Raw genomic sequence first — 20,914 nt, forward strand, 5'->3', positions numbered from 1 at the left:
CGACCAGCATGAGGGGGCGCGCGCCACGCGCTTCTGCTCGCTGCATGCTGATCGAGTAGCCCTCGGAGAGGGCGTATCCAGATCCACCGAGCATCTGCGGAGCGCCGCAGGCTCCTCGGTCGGTGCCCGTCCGCCCGCGGGTACCCTGTCAGGGTGCTGCTCGCGATCGACACCTCCTCCGGTACCTCCGTCGCCGTCGTCGGCGCCGACGGGGTGGTCCGGGCCGAGCGCACCGAGACCGACACCATGCGGCACGCCGAGGTCGTCGGCCGGCTGATCGAGGAGGCCCTCGAGGCGGCCGGCATCGGCCCCGACGCGATCGAGGCCGTCGCCGTCGGCATGGGCCCCGGCCCCTTCACCGGCCTCCGGGTCGGCATCGCCGCGGCCCGCGCCTTCGCGTTCGGCCGCGACGTGCCCACCCTCCCGGTCGTCTCGCACGACGCGGTCGCGCTCGGCGCCCTGCGCCACGGCCGTGCCGACGGCTTCCTCGTCGTCACCGACGCACGCCGCCGCGAGCTCTACTGGAGCGCCTACGCCGGCCTCGACGAGCAGGGCCTGCCCGTCCGGACCGCCGGTCCCGGCCTCGACAAGCCGCCCGCGCTGCCCTTCCCCGAGCTGCCCCGCCTCGAGGTGGAGTCGGTGTCCGCCGCCGAGCTGGGCGTCGTCGCCGCGCTCGCCCGTGCGGCCGGTCGCGCCCCCGCGGCGGACGAGCCGCTGTACCTCCGCTCGCCCGACGTCACGCTCTCGGCCGGTCCCAAGCGGGTCACCGCGTGAGCGCGGAGCTGCGCGACGCCACTGTCCACGACCTCGACGCGATCATGGCGATCGAGGAGTCCGAGTTCACCAGCGACGCCTGGTCCCGCACGATGATGCGCGAGGAGATCCGCAGCCGGCACACCCGCTACCTGGTCGCCGAGGACGCGGGCGAGCTGGTCGGCTACGCCGGGCTGCTCTGCCCGGCCGGCGCGCACGAGGGCGACGTGCAGACCATCGCGGTGCTCGCCTCCGCCCGCCGCACCGGGCTCGGTCGGCGCCTCCTTCGCGCGCTCGTCGCCACCGCCGCCGAGCGCGGTGCCCGCGAGGTCTTCCTCGAGGTCCGCGCCGACAACCCGGCCGCCCAGTCGCTCTACCGCTCGGAGGGCTTCGAGGAGATCGGGGTCCGCCCCGCCTACTACCAGCCCGACAACGTCGACGCGCTCGTGATGCGCGCGCCGATCGCCGCCCCTCGACAGGAGTCGCCATGACCGCCGGTCCGCTCGTCCTCGGCATCGAGACCAGCTGCGACGAGACCGGGATCGGCATCGTCCGCGGCACGACGCTGCTCGCCAATACCATCGCCTCGTCGATGGAGGAGCACGCCCGCTACGGCGGCGTCGTGCCCGAGGTCGCCGCCCGCGCGCACCTGGAGGCGCTCGAGCCGACGCTGCGGACCGCGCTCGCCGAGGCCGACGTCTCGCTGCAGGAGCTGGACGCGATCGCGGTCACCAGCGGTCCCGGGCTCTCCGGGGCGCTGATGGTCGGCGTGGGCGCCGCGAAGGCGCTGGCGGTGTCGCTCGGGAAGCCGCTCTACGCGGTCAACCACCTCGTCGGGCACGTCGGCGCCGACGTCCTGCGCGCCGACGGCGGCGAGGGCGGCCCGGTCGAGGTGCCCACCATCGCGCTGCTCGTCTCGGGCGGGCACACCTCGCTCCTGCACGTGCGCGATCTCGTCTCCGACGTCGAGCTGCTCGGCGAGACCATCGACGACGCGGCCGGCGAGGCGTTCGACAAGGTCGCCCGCGTGCTCGGCCTGCCCTATCCCGGCGGCCCGCAGATCGACCGGGTCGCCGCCGGCGGCGATCCGCGGGCCATCCGCTTCCCCCGCGGCCTCACCCTCCCGAAGGACAGGGAGAAGCACCGCTACGACTTCTCCTTCTCGGGGCTGAAGACCGCCGTCGCGCGCTGGGTGGAGAAGCGCCAGGACGCGGGCGAGGCGGTGCCGGTCGCCGACGTCGCCGCGAGCTTCCGCGAGGCGGTCGCCGATGTGCTGCTCACCAAGGCGATCGCGGCCTGCGTCGACCGGGACGTGCCCCGGCTGCTGCTGGGCGGGGGAGTGGTCGCCAACGCGCGGGTCCGCGAGCTCGCCGCGGAGCGCTGCGCGGCGGCGGGCATCGCGCTGCGGATCCCCCCGCTCTCGCTCTGCACCGACAACGGCGCGATGATCGCGGCGCTCGGCGCGCAGCTGATCGAGGCGGGGCACGCGCCCTCGAGCCTCTCCTTCGGCGCCGACTCCACGCTGCCCGTCACCGAGATCCAGGTGCGCTAGGCGCCCTACCGCAGTGCCGTCGCGCGTCACAAGCGCCGTCCAGGGTTTTGACAGCCCTCCGGGGACGCTGCCACGCTGAGCGCATCCACTCGTTCCTGATCAAGGGGGATCCACCATGACCGCTCCGTACACGCCCGCGTCCGATCGCTACAACATCCTGGCGATCATCGGCTTCATCGCCTCGTTCTTCGTCTCGATCGTCGGCATCGTCCTCGGCTTCATCGCCCTCTCGCAGATCAAGCGGACCGGTGAGCGCGGTCGCGGTCTCGCGATCGCCGCCGTCGTGATCGGCTTCGTCGCGATCATCATCACCATCATCTCCGCCGTCGCGCTGTTCTCCCTCGCGGGCATCGCGAGCACGACGAACTACTGATCCCCACCGCCCCGCCCCGCACGGCGGGGACGGCGGAGCGCTCGAGGAGGGCGACGTGAACGACGAGTCCACCGGCGATCCGGCACCGGGATCGGTGCCGCCCCCGCCGCCGCGGTACGCGCCGCCCTCCGGAGCACCGTCCCCCGCCTCCGCTCCGCCGGCCGCCGGTGCCGCGTCCGGCTGGACCGGGGAGGCCGTTCCCCCCGGAGCCCCGAGCGGCCCGGAGGCCTTCGACGGCTCCGCGCATCCCGGTGCTCCCGCGCCGCGCCCGCCGCTGAACGGCCTCGCCGTCGCGGCCCTGATCTGCGGCATCCTCGGGCTCGCGCCCGCCGCGATCTTCCTCGGGCACGTCGGCTTCGCGCAGGCGCGCCGCTCGGGGCAGCGCGGCCGCGGACTCGCGATCGCCGGCTTCCTCCTCGGCTACCTCGCGCTCGTGCTGCTGCTGGTCGGCGCTCTCGCCTACTCGGCCTTCGTCGGCGGACTCCGGACGGACGGCTACCTCCCGGCCTGAGCCGGTCGGCGGCCTCGTTCTAGACTTCGAGGCATGAGCGACAGCAGCCGGCCCGGGTCCGACGACCGACAGGGCCCTCCCGTCCCCCCTGCTCCCCCCGTGCCGCCGGCGCCCCCGGCCCCGCCGGTGCACTCCGGCGGCACTCCGGCGCCCCCGGCCCCGCCCGCGTACTCGGGTGGCACCCCGACGGCACCGGGACAGGGCGCCCAAGACACCCCGCCGCCCGCGTACGGGACGCCGCTCCCGCCGGCCCCGAGCGCCGCGCCGCCGCAGTACGCCTACGTCCCGGCGCCCACGACGGTGCCCAAGACCCTGAGCCTCACCGGCATGATCCTCGGCATCGTCGGCCTGGTGATCTCGATCTTCGGCTGGGGCTTCGGCTTCATCCTGTCCGCGCCCGCGATCGTGCTCGGCTTCCTCGGCCGCCGTCGCGAGCCGGGAGCACGCGGATTCGCGCTGACCGCGATCATCACCGGCATCGCCGGCGTCGTGGTCTCGCTGATCTACCTGGCCGTCACGATCGTGATCTTCGTGGTCGCCCTCGACGCGGCGACCTCCTCCTCCGGCTACTAGGCGCCGGCGCCCGGTCTCAGGAGACGCGCTCGGCGAGCAGGGCGCGGTGGCGCCCCTGGATCCTGGTGAGGATCAGGACGGCGCTGCCCCGCCCGGCCAGGCCGAGCTTCCTGCGGAAGCGCGCGGGGTCGACGTCGACGCCGCGCTTCTTGATCTCCAGGACGCCGATGCCGCGGGCGCGCAGCTCGCGCGCGAGGGTGCGCTCGTCCAGGGGCAGCTCCGCGAGCACGCGGAAGCTGCGCAGGAACGGCGACGCGGACGGCTCGTCGCCCGTGAGGTAGGCGATGCCGGGCGAGAGCATCCGCGAGCCGCTGGTGCGGGCCAGCTCGCCGAGCAGGCGCGCGCGGATGGCCGACCCGTCCGGCTCGTGCACGAACGCGCCGAGGTCGCCCACCTCCTCGTCGTCGCTGTCGGCCGGCGCGGTGAGCTCCACGGCGCCGGTCGCCGAGAGCAGGAGCGCGGACCGGCGGACGCCCGGCCGCGCCAGCGGACCGAACCACAGCCCCGTCTCGACGAGCTCGCCGTCGACCGACACCCACTGCGCCTCCGCGTCCGCGGGGATCCGCTCGCGGTCGAAGCCCGGCCCGAGCTTCACGCCCGCGGGCCGCGCCTCGGCCAGGCCGAAGGCGAAGTCGAGCGAGGGGGAGTAGTCGTCGGGATCGTCGAGGCGCCGCGTCTCGCGGTGGCCGGCGGTGCGGCGGGCCGGGTCGAGGTAGACGGCGTCGAAGCCGTCCAGGTCGAACGACTCGGCGTCGGCGTGCACGGCCTGCGCGGAGGGGAACGGGGCGAGGTTGAAACTGGCGAGGGTCGCGGTGATCTCGTCCGCGTCCACCGCGGTCACCTCGAGGTCGATGGCGGCCATCGCGAGGGCGTCGCCGCCGATGCCGCTGCCTAGGTCGGCGATGCGGGTGAGCCCGGCGGAGGAGAAGCGTCCGGCGTGCAGCGCCGCGACCCGGAGGCGGGTGGCCTGCTCGAGCCCGGCGTCGGTGAAGAGCATCGACCGGGCGAACTCGCCGAACTTCCCGGTCGCCTTCGCCCGCAGCCGCGCCTGGGTCAGCACGGTCGACACCAGGCCGGGGGAGTGGCCGGCGGAGCGGAGCGCGGCGACGGCGCGCACCAGGTCGTCCGCGCGGTAGCCGTCGAGCGAGTCGAGGAGCCGGAGGCCCTCGGGGGAGAGGAGCTCGACCAGCTCGGCGCGTTGCATCCGGCCATGCTAGGCCACGCCCTCCGCACGACGCGGCGCGCCTGCCTGGCACTCTGATTGCACGAGTGCCAGCGGAGCCTCTACAGTGGAGCTAGCACTCTCGGAGCGTGTCTGCCAACGGCGGCGCTCCGCCCCCGTCGTCGTCAAGAAAGAGGTCAACCGTGTCGGTGTCCATCAAGCCGCTCGAAGATCGCATCGTCATCAAGCAGGTCGAGGCCGAGCAGGTCACTGCTTCCGGTCTCGTCATCCCCGACACCGCCAAGGAGAAGCCCCAGGAGGGCGAAGTCGTCGCCGTCGGCCCCGGCCGCATCGACGACAACGGCAACCGCGTCCCGCTCGACGTGGCCGTCGGTGACAAGGTCATCTACTCCAAGTACGGCGGAACCGAGGTCAAGTTCGGTGGGGACGACCTGCTGGTCCTCTCCGCCCGCGACGTCCTCGCGGTCGTCGTCCGCTAGAGACGGATCCCCGAAGGGCCCGGCGACGCGAGTCGCCGGGCCCTTCGTCTTTCAGCGCGGTGGGCCCACTGGCGGGAGTCGCCGGGCCCACCGTCGTGCGCCCGGTCCTCTTCGCGACCGGTGGCCTGATCCTGACGTCCGGTGACCGTTCCGGGCGGTCCGCGGGCTCCGGCCCTGCGTAGCATCGGACGGGTGCCCGCCTCCCGCCTCCCCGCCGAACCCGCCTCGCCGACGACGGGCGACGCCGCGGCCGGCGAGGGCGTCGAGGCCCTGCCCGTGAAGGGCGCCGGCGGCGCGCTGTCGTCGACCGGCCTCTGGTTCGGCTTCGCCGCCTACCTGCTCTGGGGCGCGATGCCGCTCTACTTCATCGCGATGGCCCCCGCCTCGCCGTTCGAGATCGTCGCGCTGCGGGTGCTCTTCTCGCTGGTCTTCTGCCTGCTCCTGCTCACGGTGACGCGCAGCTGGCGCGGCTTCGCGGCGCTCTTCCGCGAGCCGCGGCTGCTCGGCGTGATGGCGATCGCCGGCGTGCTGATCTACATCAACTGGCAGGTCTACGTCATCGCGACGACCACGGGCCACGTGATCGAGGCGGCCCTCGGCTACTTCATGAACCCGCTCGTCACGGTGCTGCTCGGTGTGATCGTGCTGCGCGAGCGGCTGCGGCGGGCGCAGTGGATCGCGATGGCGATCAGCGCCGTCGCCGTCCTCGTGATCGCCGTCGGCTACGGCTCCTTCCCCTGGGTCTCGCTCGCGCTCGCCTTCTCCTTCGGCCTCTACGGCCTGGTGAAGAGCCGGGTCGGCGGCCGGATGGACGCGGTCAGCGGTCTCACGCTCGAGACGCTCTGGCTCACGCCGCTCGCGATCGTGCAGCTGCTGGTCGTCGGCGCGACGGTCGGGCTGACGCTGGCGACGGAGGGCACGGGGCACGCGCTCATCCTCGCCTCGGCCGGCATCGTCACCGCAGTGCCGCTGCTGCTGTTCGCGGGCGCCGCCCGGCGGCTGCCGCTCTCGATCGTCGGCTTCATCCAGTACCTGACGCCGGTGCTGCAGTTCGTCGTCGGCGCCTTCCTCCTGCACGAGGAGATGCCGCCGGAGCGCTGGATCGGCTTCGCGCTCGTCTGGGCGGCCCTGGCGATCTTCTCAGTCGACCTCGTCTCGGCCGAGCGCCGGAGGCGGCGCGTGACGGCCGGACCTGCGGATCGCGTCGCGGGAGAGCGCTCCGACGACGAAAAGTAACGATCAGGTCGCGAAACGCATCTGAAACACCCCCGTATTGTTCACGGCTTCTCCGAAGGTTAGGTTGGCCGAGCGGTTGCCTCCGGCACCGCTCCCACGACAGAACCTCTCAAGGAGAAACATGCGCGTTCACGCGAAGGCCGGGACGGCCCGTACGCGATCCCTCCGGGCGACCCTGAGCGGGGTCGCCTTCCTGGGCGCCAGCGCTCTCGTCCTCGCCGGTTGCGCCAGCGGCGGCGGCGGAGACGCGGGCACCGACGGCGGCGAGTCCGGCGACCTGTCCCTGAAGATCGGCACGATCCTCCCGCAGACCGGCACCCTCGCCGTCCTCGGCCCGCCCGAGATCGCGGGCGTCGACCTCGCCGTCAAGGACATCAACGACGCCGCTGCCGGCCTCACCATCGATGTCGAGCAGAAGGACTCCGGCGACACCACGACGGACATCGCGACGCAGTCGGCGACCTCGCTGATCGCCGACGGCGCGAGCGTCATCATCGGTGCGGCCTCCTCGGGTGTCTCGAAGACGTTCATCGACCAGGTGACCCAGGCGGGCGTCGTCCAGATCTCGCCGGCCAACACCTCGCCGGACTTCACCACCTACGACGACGACGGCTACTACTGGCGCACCGCCCCCTCGGACGTGCTCCAGGGCCGCATCCTCGGCAACAAGATCCTCGGCGACGGCAAGACCAACGTCTCGATCCTGTACCTGAACGACGCGTACGGCACCGGCCTCGAGTCGAACATCAAGGAGACCCTCGAGGCGGGCGGCGCGACCGTCGCGGCCGAGGAGATCTTCGAGCCGGCCTCGACCGACTTCAACTCGGCGCTGACCTCGCTGCTCGCCCCGAACCCGGACGCGCTCGTCGTCATCTCGTTCGACGAAATCACCACGATCGCGGAGCAGCTCGCGGCCAAGGGCTTCGACTTCGCGAACCTCTACGGCACGGACGGCAACTACGGCGTCATCACCGATGCGGACACGAACGTCGACATCGACGGCGCGCAGTTCACCAACCCCGGTGTGCAGGCGTCGGAGGAGTTCCAGTCGAACCTCCAGGCTCTCGTGAAGGAGCAGGGGAACGACGCGCTGACGGTGTTCAGCTACGCCCCCGAGTCGTACGACGCCACGGTGCTCGCCGCTCTCGCGGCGCTCGCGGGCGGCGCGACCGACGGTGCGACCATCCGCGACAACCTGCAGGACGTCTCGACCGGGGGCACGAAGTGCACCACGTTCGCCGACTGCGCCACGATGCTCGCCGACGGTGAGGACATCGACTACGACGGCCTCTCCGGCCCGATCTCGTGGGACGAGAACGGCGACCCGACCGAGGCGTCGGTGTCGATCTACAAGTACGGCGCCGGCAACGTCACCTCGTTCGAGGAGACCGTCGATGGCTCGCTGAACTAGCACCCCGCCTGCGGCTCCGGCCGCGACGCGAAGGGGCCCGGTCATCCGACCGGGCCCCTTCGTCGTGCCCGAGGTCTCGATACGCCGCTGCGCGGCTACTCGACCAGCATGAAGCGCCGGCTTCCCGTTCCGGTGGACCCGCGCCGATCTCGATCGGCAGGCCATCTCCATGCTGATCGAGTAGCCCTCGGAGAGGGCGTATCGAGATCCACCACCGAACGAACGTGGGTCCCCGCTCCGTCCCTCCCGGTGCCGCACGACGCAGCGAGCGCGCGCCCCCGAGGGGACGCGCGCTCGCTCAGTGCTCGGTGCGGCTCAGGAGGCGCGGAGGAGCTCCGCCTCCTGGGCCAGGCGGTAGGTCACGAACGAGCGGCTGTAGTTGCGGCGCTTGCCGCCGGTGGTCTCGGCGATGACGACCTGCGCGTAGACGCCGACGACGGACCAGCGCTCGTAGTCGCCGATCGCACCGGTGCCGAAGGTCGCGCCGAGGGCGACGGGTGCGGGGGTGTAGCTCTTCATGGGTCGGCTCCTTCGAAGACGGGGACCGCGGCGCCGGAACGGGACGCGGAAGGGGAAGGAATCGGTGCCGAGGACAGTGGGAATCCGCCCCTGATCAGGGGGAGAGGAGTCCGGCCGGGGTGTCGGCGCCGATGTTTCTTGTCACCAAAATTACGGCACGGCGGCCGCCGTCCTGGCCCTCGGGCGGGGGGTGCCAGCGCAGAGAGAGACTCGATGTCCGTGCGGCGCCGGCGCTCACTGCCAGCGGCAGGAGTCCTCGGCGATGAAGCGGTAGAGCGCCCCGCGCACGGCGTCGGAGACACCGACCGCGACGACTCCCGACGTGCCGTCGTCGAGTGTGACGGCGACCGGGAGGAACGTGCCGCGCTTGTCCTCCGAGACGGTGTGCGTGTTGCAGTTGCTCGGCAGGATCGCGAGGTCGACGCGGGAGGCGTCCGCGCCGGCGTCCACGCGCACGCCGACGGGCCAGGCGTCCGCTCCCGAGGCGGGCCGGAGCAGGATCGTCCGGCCGATCGCCGCGATCGAGACGCCCCCGTCCGCCCCCGTGGGGGTCAGGACGACCTCCAGGTGCGCGACCGGCTCTCCGCCCTCCTGCGCCACTGTGACGGCGTCTCCGGGCACGATCGACACCACGTCCGCCACGCGCTGCGCGAGGCAGTCCTCGGCATGGATGCGCGGCAGGCTGCCGAGCGGGTCGTCCGGCGCGACCACGGCCGTCCCCGACACCCCGCCCTGCGTGAAGGCGAGCCGCACGCGGGCGTCCGCGCCGGGGTCCGCGCAGTCCGGGGGAGCGAGCTGCAGCCGGAGCGCGGTCGTCGTCCCCGGGCGCACCGTCGTCGGGCCGTCGGTGGCGGCCGGGTCGGTGAAGGCGGGGGAGTCGAGCCGCGCCTCCCAGACGTCCAGGGGCTCGTCGGCGGTGTTCGTCACCAGGACCTCGAGCCGGCGGGGCCCGTAGTCGTCGCGGTTCTGCTGCACGCCGACGGAGACGCCCGCCGGCAGCTCCGAGACCGGCCCGGGTGCGCAGCCGGAGAGGAGCCCCGCCGCGAGCGCGACGACGACCACAGCGGCGCTGCGGTTCATCCGGTCCTCCTCCTCGACGACGACGGGCCCGCCCCCGCCTCTCGGCGGGTGACGGGCCCGGGGGTGCAGCGGCCTCAGCCGCCGACGGTGGGCGTGCTCGTGGTGACCTCGTTGGTCGTCGCGAGCGTGCCGAGGTAGAGCTCGATCACCTTCGGATCGTTCATCAGCTCGCGGCCGGGGCCCTCGTAGGCGTCGCGGCCCTGGTCGAGCACGTAGCCGCGGTCGCAGATCTGCAGCGCGCGGCGGGCGTTCTGCTCGACGATCATGATCGAGACGCCGGCGCGGTTGATCCGCTGGACGTTGACGAAGGTCTCGTCCTGGCGCATCGGCGAGAGACCCGCGCTCGGCTCGTCCAGCAGCAGCATCGACGGGTCCATCATCAGGGCCCGCGACATCGCGACCATCTGGCGCTCGCCGCCCGAGAGCGAGCCGGAGCGCTGCTTGAGGCGCTTGGTCAGCTCGGGGAAGAGCTCCGTCACGAACTCGAGGCGGTCCTTGAACATCTTCGGCTTCTGGTACATGCCCATCTCGAGGTTCTCCTCGATGGTGAGCGACGGGAAGACGTTGTTGTTCTGCGGCACGAAGCCGACGCCCTTGGAGACCAGCTTGTCGGCCTTGAAGCCGGTGATGTCCTCGCCGTTGAGCAGGACCGTGCCCTGGCGGATGTTCACCAGCCCGAACATCGCCTTGAGCAGCGTCGACTTGCCGGCTCCGTTCGGGCCGATGATGCCGACGAGCTCGCCCTTCTTCACGTAGACGTTCGACCCGTTCAGTATGTTGACTCCCGGCACGTACCCCGCGTGGAGGTCGTGCGTCTCGAGCGTGTTCTGGGTCACTTCTCGTCCTTTCCGAAGTCGACGGCGGGCGCGTCGGTCGTCGGCGCGATGCTCGTCGGTGCGCCGTCCGCCGGTGCGGCCGTCGCAGGGGCGTCGTCCACGGAGGAGGCCGTCGCAGCGGAGGCCGCAGGGCTCGCCGCGGCCGCGTGCTCACCGCCCGTGTGGTGCACGTCGACGCCGGCCGCCTCGGCCCGCTTCTCGACGTCCTCGCGGACCAGATCCGAGTCCATCTCCTCCGCGACCTCGAGCTGGCCCTCGATCGTGCCGAGGTCGGTGTCGTGGTGCGCGCCGAGATAGGCGTCGATGACCGCGGGGTCGTTCATCACCGTCGAGGGCGGTCCCTCGGCGACGACCTTGCCCTCGGCCATCACGATCACCCAGTCGGCGATGGTGTTGACCATGTGCATGTCGTGCTCGACGAAGAGCACGGTCATGCCCTCGTCCTTGAGGTTCACGATGTGGCCCAGCAGCGACTGCGTCAGTGCCGGGTTCACGCCCGCCATCGGCTCGTCGAGCATGACCAGCTCGGGCTCCGACATCAGGGCGCGCGCCATCTCGAGCAGCTTCTTCTGACCGCCCGAGAGGCTCGACGCGTAGTCGTCCTTCTTGGTGTCGAGCTTGAACTTCTCCAGCAGCCGGATCGCGCGGTTCTCGATCGACTCCTCCTCCTTCGACCACAGCGGCCGGATGAGCGAGGTGAGGATGTTCTCGCCCTTCTGCCCCTTGGCGCCGAGGAGCATGTTCTCGAGCACCGTCATGCCGCCGAGGGCCTTGGTGAGCTGGAACGTGCGCACCATGCCCATCCGGGACACCTTGTAGGCGGGAACGTTCGCGAGGTTCTTGCCCTTGAAGTTCCAGCGCCCGGTGTTGGGCTTGTCGAAGCCCGTCAGCAGGTTGAAGAACGTGGTCTTGCCGGCGCCGTTCGGGCCGATCAGCGCGGTGATCGAACCGCGCGGGATCTCGACGTGGGCGACGTCGACCGCGGTCAGGCCGCCGAAGCGGCGGCTGACGCCGTCGGCGACGAGGATGGGGTCCTTCTTGACGACCCCGGGGACGATTTCCTGCTCGGTGATGTCCGAGACCGGCGTTTTAGGCAAAGTGCAGATCCTTCTTCTTGCCGAAAATGCCCTGGGGTCTGAAGATCACCAGGAGCATGAGGGCCACACCCACCACGATGAACCGGATCGGTCCGGTCTGCACGGTGGTGAGCTTGATGAGGTCGTTGTTGAGGACCCCGGTGTCGATCCCGAGCGTGAGCAGTCCGTCGGTCAGACCGAGGACGACCCAGAAGATGATCGAGCCGACGACCGGCCCGAAGACCGTCGCGGCACCGCCCAGCAGCATGATCGTGTAGAGGAAGAACGTCAGCTGGGTGCCGTAGTTGTCGGGCTGCAGCGAGCGCGGCAGGATGAACAGCGCTCCGGCCAGGCCGCCCAGCACGCCGCCGAGGATCAGCGCCTGGATCTTGTAGGAGAAGACGTTCTTGCCGAGCGAGCGCACGGCGTCCTCGTCCTCGCGGATGCCCTTGATGACGCGGCCCCAGGGGCTGCGCATCAGGAGGAAGACCAGCAGGCAGGCCAGGAGCACGAGGCCCCAGCCGACGATGCGGACCCACCACTGGTCCTGGTTGTAGGTGAGGATCCCGATCCCGAAGCGCCCCTCCGGCAGCGGGTTGAGGTCGTTGAACGCCTTCGCCGCGCCGTTGATGCCCTCCGAGCCGCCGGTCACCGCCGAGAACTCGGGCGTCTTGACCGAGAGCCGGACGATCTCGGCCGCCGCGATCGTGACGATCGAGAGGTAGTCCGCCCGCAGTCTCAGCGTTGGGATGCCGAGGATGAGGGCGAAGAGGGTCGCCGCGACGATCGTCGCGAGCAGGGAGCCCCAGACGGGCCATTCGAACTTGACCGAGGTGATGGCGAAGGCGTAGCCGCCTACCGCCATGAAGCCGGCCTGGCCGAAGTTGAGGAGGCCGGTGAATCCGAAGTGGATGACCAGGCCGATGGTCGCGAGCGCGTAGGCGGCGACGGTGGGATCGACGATCTGCCCGATCGCCAGCCAGATGAAGTTGAGGTTCATGGTGTCAGCCGATCCGTTCCTTGCGACCGAGGATGCCCTGCGGTCTGACCAGCAGGATGATGATCATGAGGACGAGCGGAGCCACGTACTTGAGGTTCTCCGGGATCCAGATCGTCGAGATGTTCATCATCAGGCCGATGATGAGCGAGCCGACCAGCGCTCCGTAGGCGGAGCCGAGTCCGCCGAGCGTGATCGCCGCGAAGATCAGCAGCAGGATCGACGCTCCGGTGTCCCAGCGCAGCGACTGGTAGTAGCCGATGTAGACGCCGGCCAGTGCGGCGAGGGCTCCGGAGAGCACCCAGACCACGCGGATGACGCGCTCGACGTTGATGCCGGAGGCGGAGGCGAGGGCCCGGTTGTCGGACACCGCGCGCATCGCCTTGCCGATCTTGGTCTTCGTGAGCAGCAGGGCGACGCCGACGATGCAGACGATGCCGACGGCAGCGCCGACGAGGTCGGTGAACTTCAGGCTGATGCCGAGCGCCGGCACCGTGAAGAACGGCGCCGTGCTGTTGGGCAGCGAGAGCCGGTCCGCGCCGAAGAAGAAGACGAAGGTGTAGCGCAGCGCGAGCGACAGGCCGATCGTCACGATCATCAGCGGGATGAGCTGGATGTTCCTCTTGCGCAGCGGCTTCCAGAGCAGGCCGTCCTGCGCGAAGCCGAACGCCCCGCCGAGGATCACCGCGATCGGGATCGCCAGCAGCGCCGGCAGCCCGAAGACGCCGGAGAAGAGGTACGCCATCAGTGCGCCGAAGGTGACCAGCTCGCCGTGGGCGAAGTTGTTCAGCCCGGTGACGCCGTAGATCAGCGAGGCGCCGATGGCCGCGAGGGCGATCAGGAGTCCGAAGATCAGGCCGGTGACGACCTTGGGCCAGAAGATGATCCAGAAGGTGTTCGCCGTGACCGGCTGGTTCGCCGCGGTCGAGGTCCCGTCGGGGTTCGTCGCGTCGTTGCCCGTGGTGCCCTCGGTGGCGGGGTTCGTGGGGGCGGCGGAGTCGGTCGGGACCGGAGCGCTCGCGCCCGTGCCGATCGGGTTGGCCGTCGACACGATGAAGTTCACGATCTGGTTCTGCGAGGAGACGATCGTCACCTGCTTCGGGTTCTGCCCCGCTGCCGGGTAGCCCTTGTCGGCGGGGAGCGTCTCCTCGTCGACCGTCACGCTGAAGGTGCCGGCCTCCTCGAGCGGGAAGACGGCGCGGCCGTCGTCGCCCGTGGTGAGGGTCGCGGTGGCGTCACCGCCGAGCTCGACGGTCACCCCCACCAGGTTCTCGTTCGTGCCCTGCACGCGGACCCAGGCGATGATCGACTGGTCGGCCGTGGTCTCGGCGGTCGCGGCGGGCGCTGCGGCGGCGACGCCCGTCAGGGTCGCGGCGAGCAGGCCGAGAGCGACCAGGCCGTCGCGGAGCGTGCGGAGTGTGGGGAGCCGCCTAGGCACGGGGAGCCTCCCGGTCCGTCGGATGCAGGGTCGTCGCGCGCTTGTGGCGCGTCGAACGGCTGGCTGTGAGCAAGACGTCTACCTCTCGTCAGGGTGCACAGACGGATGGGGTCCTCGGGCGCGCCCGGATCGCCGTCGTCAAACAACGTTGGTTGACCATACGTTCCGCATGTGTCGGCGGTGTTTCCCCACCTGCACTACTGCGTGACGACATTATGCGGGGCGGAGAGCGCTCCCGTGGCCCCCGCACGGGTCGCGAGCGCGCCCGGAGCACATCCGAGGGACGTCCGGGCAGGAATACCGGGCGCGTCGCCGCGCTTAAGATTGAGCATCCGGGACACCCGTGACCGGATGCGCGACCTCCACCACCGGGCCACCCGCACGACCTGCTAAGGGGCATTGATGGACCAGCCGGATCCCTTCGGATTCCTCGGACTCACCTACGACGACGTCATGCTCCTCCCCGGGCACACCGACGTCATCCCGAGCGAGGCCGACACGGCCTCCCGGCTCACCAAGCGCATCACGGTCGCGACCCCGCTGCTCTCCGCGGCGATGGACACCGTCACCGAGTCGCGGATGGCGATCGCCATGGCCCGTCAGGGCGGGCTCGGCATCCTGCACCGCAACCTCTCGATCGCGGATCAGGCCGACCAGGTCGACCGCGTCAAGCGCAGCGAGTCGGGCATGGTGTCGAACCCCGTCACCACCACTCCCGACGCGACCGTCGCCCAGGTCGACGACCTCTGCGGCCAGTACCGGATCAGCGGCCTCCCCGTCGTCGACGCGAGCGGCGTCCTCGTCGGCATCATCACCAACCGCGACATGCGCTTCGTCTCGCCGTTCGAGAAGGCGTCCACCCTCGTCCGCGACGTGATGACGAGCGCCGGCCTGATCACCGGCCGCGTCGGCATCCCCGACAGCGAGGTGATCGCGCTCTTCGCGCAGCACAAGATCGAGAAGCTGCCCCTCGTCGACGCGCAGGGCAAGCTCGCCGGGCTCATCACGGTGAAGGACTTCGACAAGTCCGAGCAGTACCCGAACGCGACCAAGGACGAGGAGGGGCGCCTGCGCGTCGGCGCCGCCATCGGCTTCTTCGGCGACGCTTGGCAGCGCGCCACCGCGCTCCTCGACGCCGGGGTCGACGTCCTCGTCGTGGACACCGCCAACGGTGACTCCGCCGGCGTCCTCGAGATCATCCGCCGCCTCAAGGCAGACCCGGCCTTCGCCGGCGTCGACGTCATCGGCGGCAACGTCGCCACCCGCTCCGGCGCGCAGGCGCTCGTCGACGCGGGCGCCGACGCCATCAAGGTCGGAGTCGGCCCCGGTTCCATCTGCACCACCCGCGTCGTCGCCGGCGTCGGCGTGCCGCAGGTGACCGCCGTCTACGAGGCGTCGCTCGCCGCCCGCGAGTCGGGCGTCCCGGTGATCGCCGACGGCGGACTGCAGTACTCCGGCGACATCGCCAAGGCGCTCGTCGCCGGTGCCGACACCGTCATGCTCGGCTCGCTCCTCGCCGGCTGCGAGGAGAGCCCCGGCGACCTCGTCTTCCAGAACGGCAAGCAGTTCAAGACCTACCGCGGCATGGGCTCGCTCGGCGCGCTGCAGACCCGCGGCGAGCGGACCTCCTACTCGAAGGACCGCTACTTCCAGTCCGACGTGCCCACCGACGACAAGCTGATCGCGGAGGGCATCGAGGGCCAGGTGCCGTACCGCGGGCCGCTCGCGAACGTGGCGTACCAGCTGGCGGGCGGGCTGCGGCAGTCGATGTTCTACGTGGGGGCGCGGACGATCTCGGAGCTCAAGGAGCGGGGGAAGTTCGTTCGGATCACGGCGGCGGGGCTCAAGGAGTCGCATCCGCATGATGTGCAGATGGTGGTGGAGGCGCCGAACTACCGGCGCTGATTCTGCTGCGTCTCTGGGTGGGGGTCGGCGCCGGGTCGTGAGGGCGGCCCCTCTGCCCGATGGGCCTTCGGCCCATACGCCCACCACGCCGGAGGGGCCGCCCTCACGACCCGACGCCTCCCACTCGGGGCACGCGGACCTGTGGGAGACCGAGGGACGCAGCGCGAGCGGCGCTCACGCGCCGCCGCGACTGCGCCGGCTGGCGGCAGCGCGAGCGGGCTGCGCCCGCCGCGACTGCCCCACCAGACACGTGCGGCAGCAAGGTGGGAGCGCTATCCGGCGATCCGCGTGCCAGCCGGTCGCCGTGCGCTGCCCCGCCAGGCCCGTGCGGCAGCAGGGTGGGAGCGCTATCCGCTGATCCGCGTGCCAGCGGATCGGCGTGCGCGGAAGTAGGACGCTCTGCGGGACGCGACCATCTGGTCGAGCCGACTGCGAGCGACAGACGAGCGGAGTGCTGAGCGGAGCGAGGCGCGGAGCGAGGATGGAGCCACAGTAAACTCGCCCTCATGGAGATCGAGATCGGGCGCGCCAAGCGCGCCCGCCGCGCGTACGCCTTCGACGACATCGCGGTGGTCCCGAGCCGCCGGACCCGCGACCCGGAGGTGGTCTCGGTGAAGTGGGCGATCGACGCGTACCAGTTCAGCACTCCGATCCTCGCGGCGCCGATGGACTCGGTGGTGTCGCCGGCGACGGCGATCACGCTCGGCCGGCTGGGGGCGCTGGGCGTCCTCGACCTCGAGGGGCTGTGGACGCGCTACGAGGACCCGGAGCCGCTGCTCGCGGAGATCCGGGAGCTGCCGGCGGAGCGGGCGACGCAGCGCATGCAGGAGATCTACTCGGAGCCGGTGAAGCCGGAACTGGTGACGGCGCGGCTCGCGGAGATCCGCGCGGCCGGCGTGACGGTCGCGGGCGCGCTGTCGCCGCAGCGCACCGCCGAGCTGTACCAGACGGTGGTCGACGCGGGGGTCGACGTGTTCGTCATCCGCGGCACGACCGTGTCGGCCGAGCACGTCTCGCGGGACACCGAGCCGCTCAACCTGAAGAAGTTCATCTACGAGCTCGACGTGCCGGTCATCGTCGGTGGGGCCTCGACGTACACGGCCGCCCTGCACCTGATGCGCACGGGCGCCGCGGGCGTCCTCGTCGGCTTCGGTGGCGGTGCGGCGTCGACCACCCGCGCAACGCTCGGCATCCAGGCGCCGATGGCGACCGCGGTCGCCGACGTCGCCGGCGCTCGCCGCGACTACCTCGACGAGTCCGGCGGACGCTACGTGCACGTCATCGCGGACGGCGGCCTCGGCACCTCCGGCGACATCGTCAAGGCCGTCGCGGTCGGCGCCGACGCCGTGATGCTCGGCTCCGCGCTCGCCCGAGCCACCGACGCGCCCGGCGGCGGCTGGCACTGGGGTGCCGAGGCACACCACCAGCAGCTCCCGCGCGGACGCCGCGTCCAGGTCGGCACCGTCGGCACGCTCGAGCAGGTGCTCTACGGCCCCGCGACCGACGCGAACGGCACCGCCAACCTGATCGGCGCCCTCCGCCGCTCGATGGCGACCACCGGCTACTCCGACCTCAAGGAGTTCCAGCGCGTCGAGGTCGTCGTCGCCCCGTACCAGCCCAGCTAGCCGGCCGGCCGGCCGAGGCGTCCCCGAACGGTCGAGACGTCCCGCAGCAGCTGGACGCTTCGACCGTTCGAGGCCGTCTCGGTGGGGTGGACTCCCGCGCGCGCGAGGGCGGCGAGCATCGGGCGCGCGGCGTAGGCGTCCTGCCAGCGCCAGCGGACCACGCCGCTGACGAGAGCGCGGAGGCGGTCCTCCCGGCGCTTCTCGTCGAGCAGCGCCCGCTCGGGGCTGCGCCCGCGGAGGAACCGCGGATCCGTGTACTTGTGCGCCCCATCGGCCTCGCCGACGACGTCGGCGTCCTCGAAGAAGAAGTCGACCGGGCCGATCAGGCCCTCGTCGTCGTGGAACGGCCGCTGGAGCACCGGGCGGGGGAGCCCCGCCTGGTGCATCGCGACCCGGCTGATCGACTCCAAGGGCGAGTCGGCGCGCTCGTCGGCGAAGTCGATCGCCCGCGCCGCCGCCGTACGACCGCGGGCCCCGCCGGGAAGGACGGCGAGGCGCTCCCTCAGCTCCTCCGGCTCGAGAAGGTGCTCGCCGTGGCTGCCGCGCATCCGCAGGGCGTGGTCCGCCGCAGTGATGGCGCGCCGGAAGGACGAGAAGCGGCAGAGGTCGAGAACGGTCTGCGCGAGATCGGAGATCGTCAGCCCGTCGACGACCACCGCGGAATCGGATGACACGCCTCCGTGCTCCGCGACGCGGTTGCGCGTTCGGCTGCCGACCGCCGGCGACGCCGCGACGTGCACGGTCTCGTCGAGCGGCTCGACCAGGGGGAGGCCCCAGACAGCGGCGGCGGATTCACGGAGGAAGACGGGCCGGCTCCACGTCGCGGCGACCGCGTCGATGCGGGCGCGGTGGCGCGCGTCGACCGAGGCGCTCGCCCACTCCGCCGCGCGCACGTGCACCCCGCGACGGAGGCGGACGAACTCCGCCGACCTCCCGCAGGCCCCTCCCCGGAACAGCTCCACCCGTGTCATCCCGGAACCCTCCCACTCCGGGCGCCCTCATCGGCCTGCCTCTCCCCACCTCTGTGGACGGCGCGCGACACCCTGTGGAGAGCGAGGCGTCCCACTGTGGTCGAGACGTCCCGCTGCGGATGGACGTCTCGACCGTTCGGGGACGCCTCGGCGGCGGCGGCCGGCGGCCGGCGGCCGGGTCCTCCGTGGGCGAACGGGGGCAGGGGGCGGGCGGTGGCCGCCTAAACTGGGAGGATTCCCGACGTCGGAGCGCTGCGAGGCGCGGATGGAGCACGCATGGTCGAGGTCCGCAGGGTCAAGCTGCCCGGTGTCGGTGTCCTGCACACCTTCCTCACCGCCGACGGCGGCAAGGTCGGCGTCATCGCGCACCGCTCGGGCCACAGCGACCTGATCACCTTCGCCGAGGGCGACCAGGACGGCGCGAAGGTCTCGCTCCGCCTCAGCGACGACGAGGCGCACACCCTCGCCGAGCTGCTCGGCGGCACCCAGATCACCGAGTCGCTCACCGCACTCGACCAGATCCCCGGGCTCTCGATCGACTGGTTCACCGTCGACTACGACGACCACATCGCGGGCCAGCAGCTCGGCAAGCCCGCCGACCGCGGCATCGTCGGCCTCACCGTCGTCGCGGTCGTCCGCGGTGACGCGGCCAATCCCGCTCCCGCCCCCGACTTCCGGGTGTTCCCGGGCGACACGCTCGTCGTCGCCGGCAGCCCCGAGAAGGTCGCCAAGGCCTTCGCCTTCTTCCGCTCCGGCGTCTTCGCCAAGGCTCCCGAGACGCCGCCCGGAGCCTGAGGATGCACCACGGCGAAGACCTCATCGTCCTCGGTGTCCTGTTCGTCGTCGCCTACGTCCTCGGGCGGCTGGGGCGCACGATCGGCCTTCCGGCCATCCCGATCTACATGGTCGTCGGCCTGCTCGCGAGCCCGAACTTCCACCTCTTCCCGCTCGACTTCGAGTCGTCCTACATCGAGCTGACGGCGGTCTTCGGGCTGATCCTGCTGCTGTTCAACCTCGGCCTGGAGTTCGATCAGGACGAGTTCTACGGCAACGCGGCAAGGCTGATCCTCTCCGGCGGCTCCTACATCGCCGTCAACATGGCGGCAGGGCTCGCCTTCGGCTTCGTGCTGGGCTGGGGCAGCCGCGAGGCGCTGATCATCGCGGGCATCACGGCGACGAGCTCGAGCGCGATCGTGACGAAGCTGCTGATCGAGCTCAAGCGCCTCGCCAACCCGGAGACGCCGATGATCCTCGGCGTGACCGTCGTGGAGGACATCTTCATCGCGGTCTACCTGGCGATCGTGTCGGTCGTGCTCTCGGGCGAGACGGAGCCGTGGCCGGTCGTCCTGAAGCTGGTCATCGCGTTCGCGTTCCTCGTGGTGATGTTCGCGATCGCGCGCTGGGGCGGCCGGGTGGTCTCCCGGTTCTTCCGCACCCGCGACGACGAGCTGTTCACGATCCTGTTCTTCGGTCTCGCGATCCTGTTCGGCGGGATCGGCGAGGTCCTCGGCGTCACCGACGCGATCGGCGCGTTCCTGATCGGCCTGGTGATCGGCGCCACCCGGTTCCGCGCGCGGGTCGAGCGGATCGCGATCCCGCTCCGCGACGTGTTCGGTGCCTTCTTCTTCGTGAACTTCGGCCTCGGCCTCGATCCGGGAGCCTTCCCCGACGTCGTGCTGCCGGTGATCGCCGCCGCGGTGATGACGATCGTGCTCAACCTCGGAGCCGGCCAGTTCGTCGCCTGGCTGAACAAGCTCGGGCCCCGCGCCGGGCTCAACGCGGCCTTCATCCTGCACAACCGGGGCGAGTTCGCGCTGATCCTCGCGACGCTCTCGCTCTCGGCGGGGCTCGACGAGCGGATCCAGCCGTTCGCAGGTCTCTACGTGCTGATCATGGCGATCGTCGGCCCGATCCTCGCCTCGCGCTCGGAGAGCATCGGGCAGTTCCTCTCGCGGCGGCGGCACCGGCCGAAGCCGGCCACCCGCAGCGCGATGGCGGAGGAGGACTTCGCCCTGGTCGAGGCGGCGATGGCGGACGGGGCGGCGGACGAGCGTCCGGCGGCCGACCCCGCCGAGGCGCCGGTCGCCGAGCCTGCTCCCCGCCCGCGCCGGCCCGTCGAGCCGGACGAGCTGGACGACGAGTTCCCGGACCCGATGCGGCAGGCCCTCATCGACCAGGCCATGCAGCAGTCCGACGGCATCGACTCCGACCGGCCGCGGCGCCCGCGGGAGCCCGACTACTGAGCCGTCCGATCCGATCATCGGGCGGACCTTCATGCTGGTCGAGTAGCCCGCGGAGCGGGCGTATCGAGCGGCGAAGCCGCTTCGCGTCTCGGTGGTGAGGGAAAACTGCTTGTGGCTGGGCGGGTGTGGTTCGAAGATGGTGGTGTCGTGGTC

21 protein-coding genes are annotated in these 20,914 nt (G+C 71.4%); 13 read left to right on the plus strand and 8 right to left on the minus strand.

Features of this window, described 5'->3' with window-relative positions:
* The first annotated feature begins 153 nt into the window (after positions 1-153).
* The 6 genes from tsaB (at position 154) to EDF36_RS21320 (ending at position 3,762) form a co-directional block, all read left to right on the plus strand.
* On the plus strand, positions 154-774 hold the full coding sequence (gene tsaB, locus EDF36_RS14420) for a tRNA (adenosine(37)-N6)-threonylcarbamoyltransferase complex dimerization subunit type 1 TsaB (RefSeq protein ID WP_123733526.1): 621 nt from the start codon (positions 154-156) through the stop codon (positions 772-774).
* Entirely contained in the window at positions 771-1,244 is a 474-nt protein-coding gene (rimI, locus tag EDF36_RS14425) for a ribosomal protein S18-alanine N-acetyltransferase (protein WP_260300725.1), read from the plus strand. Before tsaB ends, rimI begins: the two co-directional genes overlap by 4 nt.
* Positions 1,241-2,305 (plus strand): tRNA (adenosine(37)-N6)-threonylcarbamoyltransferase complex transferase subunit TsaD, encoded by a 1,065-nt coding sequence (gene tsaD / locus EDF36_RS14430; RefSeq protein ID WP_123733527.1) that lies wholly within the window; start codon positions 1,241-1,243, stop codon positions 2,303-2,305. The genes rimI and tsaD overlap by 4 nt, the downstream gene beginning before the upstream one ends.
* Before the next feature lie 115 nt (positions 2,306-2,420).
* Entirely contained in the window at positions 2,421-2,678 is a 258-nt protein-coding gene (locus EDF36_RS14435; protein WP_123445082.1) for a DUF4190 domain-containing protein, read from the plus strand.
* Positions 2,679-2,733: 55 nt separating this feature from the next.
* Positions 2,734-3,189 carry a DUF4190 domain-containing protein gene (locus EDF36_RS14440; RefSeq protein ID WP_123733528.1) on the plus strand — a complete coding sequence of 152 codons (456 nt, stop codon included), beginning with the start codon at positions 2,734-2,736 and terminating at the stop codon, positions 3,187-3,189.
* 33 nt (positions 3,190-3,222) lie between these two features.
* Positions 3,223-3,762 carry a DUF4190 domain-containing protein gene (locus tag EDF36_RS21320; RefSeq protein WP_185020489.1) on the plus strand — a complete coding sequence of 180 codons (540 nt, stop codon included), beginning with the start codon at positions 3,223-3,225 and terminating at the stop codon, positions 3,760-3,762.
* Between the two features lie 16 nt (positions 3,763-3,778).
* Here EDF36_RS21320 and EDF36_RS14455 read toward each other — a convergent pair whose 3' ends face one another.
* Entirely contained in the window at positions 3,779-4,966 is a 1,188-nt protein-coding gene (locus EDF36_RS14455; RefSeq protein WP_123733529.1) for a class I SAM-dependent methyltransferase, read from the minus strand.
* Positions 4,967-5,127: 161 nt separating this feature from the next.
* Here EDF36_RS14455 and groES point away from each other — a divergent pair, with 161 nt between their 5' ends.
* The 3 genes from groES to EDF36_RS14470 all read left to right on the plus strand — a co-directional run bounded on the left by groES (position 5,128) and on the right by EDF36_RS14470 (position 8,071).
* Positions 5,128-5,424: a co-chaperone GroES gene (gene groES, locus EDF36_RS14460; RefSeq protein ID WP_068251574.1), complete on the plus strand. Its 297-nt coding sequence runs from the start codon at positions 5,128-5,130 to the stop codon at positions 5,422-5,424.
* A gap of 270 nt (positions 5,425-5,694) precedes the next feature.
* Entirely contained in the window at positions 5,695-6,660 is a 966-nt protein-coding gene (gene rarD / locus EDF36_RS14465; RefSeq protein WP_123733556.1) for an EamA family transporter RarD, read from the plus strand.
* Between the two features lie 121 nt (positions 6,661-6,781).
* Entirely contained in the window at positions 6,782-8,071 is a 1,290-nt protein-coding gene (locus EDF36_RS14470) for an ABC transporter substrate-binding protein (RefSeq protein ID WP_123733530.1), read from the plus strand.
* A 315-nt stretch (positions 8,072-8,386) separates the two neighbouring features.
* On the opposite strand, the gene EDF36_RS14475 is transcribed toward EDF36_RS14470, so the two are convergent.
* The 6 genes from EDF36_RS14475 to EDF36_RS14500 form a co-directional block, all read right to left on the minus strand.
* Positions 8,387-8,590, minus strand: coding sequence for a hypothetical protein (locus EDF36_RS14475; protein WP_123445088.1), 204 nt, complete (start codon positions 8,588-8,590; stop codon positions 8,387-8,389).
* A gap of 234 nt (positions 8,591-8,824) precedes the next feature.
* Positions 8,825-9,670, minus strand: a complete 846-nt coding sequence (locus tag EDF36_RS14480; protein WP_123733531.1) for a hypothetical protein — start codon at positions 9,668-9,670, stop codon at positions 8,825-8,827.
* A 74-nt stretch (positions 9,671-9,744) separates the two neighbouring features.
* A complete protein-coding gene (locus EDF36_RS14485) occupies positions 9,745-10,506 on the minus strand; it encodes an ABC transporter ATP-binding protein (RefSeq protein ID WP_123445090.1) in 762 nt (253 codons plus the stop codon).
* Positions 10,503-11,612, minus strand: a complete 1,110-nt coding sequence (locus tag EDF36_RS14490; RefSeq protein ID WP_397459905.1) for an ABC transporter ATP-binding protein — start codon at positions 11,610-11,612, stop codon at positions 10,503-10,505. The genes EDF36_RS14485 and EDF36_RS14490 overlap by 4 nt, the downstream gene beginning before the upstream one ends.
* Complete coding sequence (locus EDF36_RS14495) at positions 11,596-12,582, minus strand: branched-chain amino acid ABC transporter permease (protein WP_123445092.1); 987 nt, start codon at positions 12,580-12,582, stop codon at positions 11,596-11,598. The genes EDF36_RS14490 and EDF36_RS14495 overlap by 17 nt, the downstream gene beginning before the upstream one ends.
* Positions 12,583-12,586: 4 nt before the next feature.
* Positions 12,587-14,017, minus strand: coding sequence for a branched-chain amino acid ABC transporter permease (locus EDF36_RS14500; RefSeq protein ID WP_243839817.1), 1,431 nt, complete (start codon positions 14,015-14,017; stop codon positions 12,587-12,589).
* Between the two features lie 402 nt (positions 14,018-14,419).
* On the opposite strand from EDF36_RS14500, the gene guaB reads away from it, so the two are divergent.
* The gene (gene guaB, locus EDF36_RS14505) at positions 14,420-15,922 is read left to right on the plus strand and encodes an IMP dehydrogenase (protein WP_123733533.1); all 1,503 of its coding nucleotides are present in this window, start codon (positions 14,420-14,422) and stop codon (positions 15,920-15,922) included.
* A 506-nt stretch (positions 15,923-16,428) separates the two neighbouring features.
* On the plus strand, positions 16,429-17,547 hold the full coding sequence (locus EDF36_RS14510) for a GuaB3 family IMP dehydrogenase-related protein (RefSeq protein ID WP_123733534.1): 1,119 nt from the start codon (positions 16,429-16,431) through the stop codon (positions 17,545-17,547).
* Here the strand turns inward: EDF36_RS14510 and EDF36_RS14515 are convergent.
* Entirely contained in the window at positions 17,544-18,518 is a 975-nt protein-coding gene (locus EDF36_RS14515; protein ID WP_148060053.1) for a hypothetical protein, read from the minus strand. The genes EDF36_RS14510 and EDF36_RS14515 overlap by 4 nt on opposite strands.
* A gap of 276 nt (positions 18,519-18,794) precedes the next feature.
* Here EDF36_RS14515 and EDF36_RS14520 point away from each other — a divergent pair, with 276 nt between their 5' ends.
* Both EDF36_RS14520 and EDF36_RS14525 read left to right on the plus strand, forming a co-directional pair.
* The gene (locus EDF36_RS14520; RefSeq protein WP_123445096.1) at positions 18,795-19,313 is read left to right on the plus strand and encodes a cation:proton antiporter regulatory subunit; all 519 of its coding nucleotides are present in this window, start codon (positions 18,795-18,797) and stop codon (positions 19,311-19,313) included.
* 2 nt (positions 19,314-19,315) lie between these two features.
* The gene (locus EDF36_RS14525; RefSeq protein ID WP_123445097.1) at positions 19,316-20,761 is read left to right on the plus strand and encodes a cation:proton antiporter; all 1,446 of its coding nucleotides are present in this window, start codon (positions 19,316-19,318) and stop codon (positions 20,759-20,761) included.
* Positions 20,762-20,914 lie beyond the last annotated feature (153 nt).

Source organism: Rathayibacter sp. PhB152 (assembly GCF_003751395.1).
GTDB classification, from domain to species: domain Bacteria; phylum Actinomycetota; class Actinomycetes; order Actinomycetales; family Microbacteriaceae; genus Rathayibacter; species Rathayibacter festucae.